Origin of the sequence: Corynebacterium sp. KPL4035, from assembly GCF_037908325.1 — a bacterium.
In the GTDB taxonomy this organism is placed as follows: Bacteria; Actinomycetota; Actinomycetes; order Mycobacteriales; family Mycobacteriaceae; genus Corynebacterium; species Corynebacterium kefirresidentii.
The window spans coordinates 1-3487 of record NZ_JBBMGF010000023.1 but is presented as its reverse complement, the minus strand read 5'-3'; the positions used below and the strand labels follow the sequence as shown (position 1 = coordinate 3487).

The window sequence follows — 3487 nt, the reverse complement described above, 5'->3', positions numbered from 1 at the left end:
CCGGCACCTCTGTAGCATGTATCAACCCAGCTCAGAAAGGGTATTCAGGTGAAGCAATGCGTAGCAAACGTTGTAGCAAGACTACGCAGTCCCGGTCATGGATGGCCACGATATCAGCAGAAAAAATGAGCCGAAAGGAGATAGAAGAAGCACTAGCCTCATACACCTACCTAGGCCAGCTCGAAGAAGGTTCCGCAGATGGATACCGCCACTGGCAATTGCTCATCGACGGTAGAAACTCCCCGATCCGGTTCTCCACACTCAAAAATAAACTGCCCACGGCGCATCTGGAACCCCGCCGCGGCCCCATACAGCAGGCCATCGACTATGTCACCAAAGAAGAGACCCGCGTCTCTGAAGAACCAAGGCTAGAACACGGCATAATTAGACACAGTGACGAAAAAGGGCGTCGCAAGGATGTCGAGGTAGTCCGCGAAGCAATCCTTGAAAAAGGGCTTTCTGCCGACGAAGTCTTCCTTCAAGTCCCCGAATCCAATCGCATGACCGCAATGGTAGAAAAACTCGTCGCTGCGCGAGACCGCTCCCGCCACACTAAGCCTCGCCAGCTAGAAGTCATCTGGCTCTACGGGCCACCCGGAACAGGGAAAACCAGTCGCGCTGTAGAGATGGGAGGCACAAACTATTATCGAGTGACCGACTATCAGCATCCTTTCGATTCCTACTCCGGAGAAGAAGTACTAGTCCTGGACGAGTTCGACGGAGGAATGCGGCTTAGCACTCTCCTCAATGTCCTGGATATCTGGCCTACAACGCTCCCCGCCCGCTACGCTGACCGCGTCGCCGCCTATAACCAAGTAGTGCTCGTCTCTAACGAAGCTCCATGGAGCTTCTACTCGTGGGCCTCAGTATCTCGACGACAAGCCCTCGCTCGACGTATTAATACGATTATGTATGTAGACGGTAGCGGCGCTCACGACGTCAGCGACCACTTAAGCAGATTCAATGAACCCACCGTAACTATTTAGGCCACGTCCCGAGCCCCTTCCTGAGGGAGGGTTCAGAGGGAGCGCCGTGCCTCTTGTCGCTGAAACAGCGATAAAAAGGCACGTATACAAGGAAAATAGACTCTTCGACTCTTCCGTCAGTCGGGACGTCGGTCGCTTATACGTGGCTACAGTCATTACTTCTGTAGCCCCGGCGGCATATGTACGTATCTCTTGGCTAAGCTCAGCTATATTGCTTAACGACCGTAGTCCCAGGTTCGGCGGGCCTTTTCACCCAAGCCTCACGGTCTTGGGGAGCACCTGGCGGATACGCACGCGCGAAAAGAAGCCAGGCTCTAACCCTGTACTCTCTGCTCGGTAAAAAGCGAGGAACTTCTATTGCTTCGGGAAACCATCCCACGCGGATTTGTGAATCTCTCCGCGCGTCTAACTAGACACACAATCCATGTGCAAGTAGACTGACTATTGAATTGTTACAGCAAGAAAAACCCTAGCTCATCAGAGCTAGGGTTTTTCATATGCCACGCCGTGCTTCATCATGAAATACTTTCTTATCTTTAAAGAAGCACGGTTAACAAAGTCTTTCCGCATTGTTAACGAACAGGGAAAACTTTACCAAGCATTCATAGCTAGTTTGTTGTGCAGCTTCATTCTCATTTCATAGTGTCCTAAGTGTAAGCTTCGCGTTCACTTAGGAAGGAATTCAATGAAGCTGAAGAATAAGTTGGCGGCAGCTGCTATTACGGGTGCGTTGATTGTTCCGGCCCAGGCTCAAGCTATGGAGGACTACTTCACTAGTGTAGACGTCGAGAACACGCCTCAAGGAGAGCGTGTACACGTGCATCACAAGGGAGGCCGAAATTATACGAACAATGCTGCTACCTCCAATAAGCTGCACAATGAAATGTGGGATGAGTACAAGCGAAAGACACCAGCGCATCTTCATGGGCAAAATATGCATGATCAGCTCTCATGCCATATCTCGAACGCTGGATTCAAGGATCCTTGGAATCTAGAAAGCTGGCGTCCAGATGTTGGGTATAATAAAACTGTTCTTGCTCTATGCAATCCATAGCGAGAAGGAGCGTATTCTATGAATCGCACAGTATGGCCGGTACTGCTATCAGGAATCTCAGGCCTAATTATGCTCTCTGCTGGAGCTTTTTTGTTTAGTGCGGGAATGTCTGCCAGTGACGCAGACGCTGGGCAACAATCCGGTAACGCCGTCATTCCTTTACTAATAACGGTAGCTGGCACTGTACTTGTGATTCTTGCCTTTATTTTCTCCGGCCCTCTATTCGAGAAGAAGACTCCAGTCGACGGCCACTAACCATTTTGTATTGGTTTCCTTCATTCTCCGCTCTTCTAGACTTAGTACTGTTGCCTCAGTGAGGCTTCTAAGATGAGTGAGATGAACACCATCTACTATGTCCCCCAAATTATTTTGGGGGACATAGTTTTATGCAGGGGACTCGGGGCAATTATAGGTTATCCACCTTAATGCAGAGTTTATTTTTTGATCCATTGGCTGAGGCGTTGTAAGGGGCTGCGCGTTTCTATTGGTGGGTTCTTCTGCTCGGTTTCGGGCCTGAGGTGGGGGTTTTCTTGGTTGGTGGTGAGTTGTTTTTGCTGGGTGGTTTCTAGTGCGTGGATGGTTGTTTTGAGGGCGTCGATGGTGTCTTGTTTGGCTTGGATGAGTTGTTGGGCCTGGTGCAGTTGTTGTTCGGCGTAGTGTGCGCGTTGTTTTTCTAGTTCTAGTGCGTGCACTAGATTTTGGTGGTCTTGTGTACTGGTTGCACTGGTGGGTTCTTCGGGGGCTTTGTGTGTGATGGTGTCGAGTCGTCCGCTGTTGATGAGGTCGCCGATGGGGATGTACCAGGTGTCTTGTTTTTGCTGGGCTCGGGGGAATTCTCCGCGGGTTCTGGCGCGGGTGATGGTGGATTTGGCGACGCCGGTGAGTTTGGCCGCTTCGGCGATGGTGAGGAGTTGGTCGAGGTGATCATCCATGTGTGCAATGGTAGTGAAGTAGTGCCGTGCACTAAGCGCACCACGCTGCTGCATGCGGTGCAACAAGGTGGTGCATTAGGTAGTGCAGTGGGTCGTTTGGGGATATAGGGCGTGGTGTGCGGCTGCATGCTGGGGGAATGGCGAAAGCGAACATAACGCCCGTTATCGGACAGTGCCTATACATCTCGCAAAGGGTGGCTGTGCAGGGGGCTTCTCTAGTCATCGCGAGATAAAGTGCGTCGGCGATATTCCTAAGGGACCCTTTTCTAACCTCACCCCCATTCTGGGGGGGTATGTTGGCGCTTCAGGTTTTAAAGACCGTTTTTCGTGAACCTACAGAGAAAATCCTGGTCAGAACACATCTAAAAAAGCCGCTCTGAGCTGGGAAAATACGCCCTGACGTACGCCTTGACGTACGTTTAGGAGAAAAAACCCATTTGTCAAGCCTAGGTGTTGCGTGTAGCGCGAGCTGGTGCGTAGGCTCAGTGGTGCAAGCAAAACAGTCCCCCTAGGCC

4 protein-coding genes are annotated in these 3487 nt (G+C 51.2%); 3 read left to right on the top strand and 1 reads right to left on the bottom strand.

All coding sequences use genetic code 11. The features are described from left to right. The first annotated feature begins 56 nt into the window (after window positions 1-56). From WMP96_RS11610 to WMP96_RS11600, 3 genes are all read left to right on the top strand, one after another. On the top strand, window positions 57-986 hold the full coding sequence (locus WMP96_RS11610; protein ID WP_340433594.1) for a hypothetical protein: 930 nt from the start codon (window positions 57-59) through the stop codon (window positions 984-986). A gap of 685 nt (window positions 987-1671) precedes the next feature. Then, the gene (locus WMP96_RS11605) at window positions 1672-2040 is read left to right on the top strand and encodes a DUF2599 domain-containing protein (RefSeq protein ID WP_340433591.1); all 369 of its coding nucleotides are present in this window, start codon (window positions 1672-1674) and stop codon (window positions 2038-2040) included. A gap of 18 nt (window positions 2041-2058) precedes the next feature. Continuing rightward, on the top strand, window positions 2059-2295 hold the full coding sequence (locus WMP96_RS11600) for a hypothetical protein (protein ID WP_284869951.1): 237 nt from the start codon (window positions 2059-2061) through the stop codon (window positions 2293-2295). Between the two features lie 179 nt (window positions 2296-2474). Here the strand turns inward: WMP96_RS11600 and WMP96_RS11595 are convergent, their stop codons facing one another. Further along, entirely contained in the window at window positions 2475-2972 is a 498-nt protein-coding gene (locus WMP96_RS11595) for a helix-turn-helix transcriptional regulator (RefSeq protein WP_340433582.1), read from the bottom strand. Window positions 2973-3487: the final 515 nt, after the last annotated feature.

What these genes read in the sequence shown, in the direction of transcription:
- WMP96_RS11605 (WP_340433591.1), top strand. Translation starts at nt 1,672, where the DNA reads ATGAAGCTGAAGAATAAGTTGGCGGCAGCTGCTATTACGGGTGCGTTG.
- WMP96_RS11610 (WP_340433594.1), top strand. Translation starts at nt 57, where the DNA reads ATGCGTAGCAAACGTTGTAGCAAGACTACGCAGTCCCGGTCATGGATG.
- WMP96_RS11600 (WP_284869951.1), top strand. Translation starts at nt 2,059, where the DNA reads ATGAATCGCACAGTATGGCCGGTACTGCTATCAGGAATCTCAGGCCTA.
- WMP96_RS11595 (WP_340433582.1), bottom strand. Translation starts at nt 2,972, where the DNA reads ATGGATGATCACCTCGACCAACTCCTCACCATCGCCGAAGCGGCCAAA.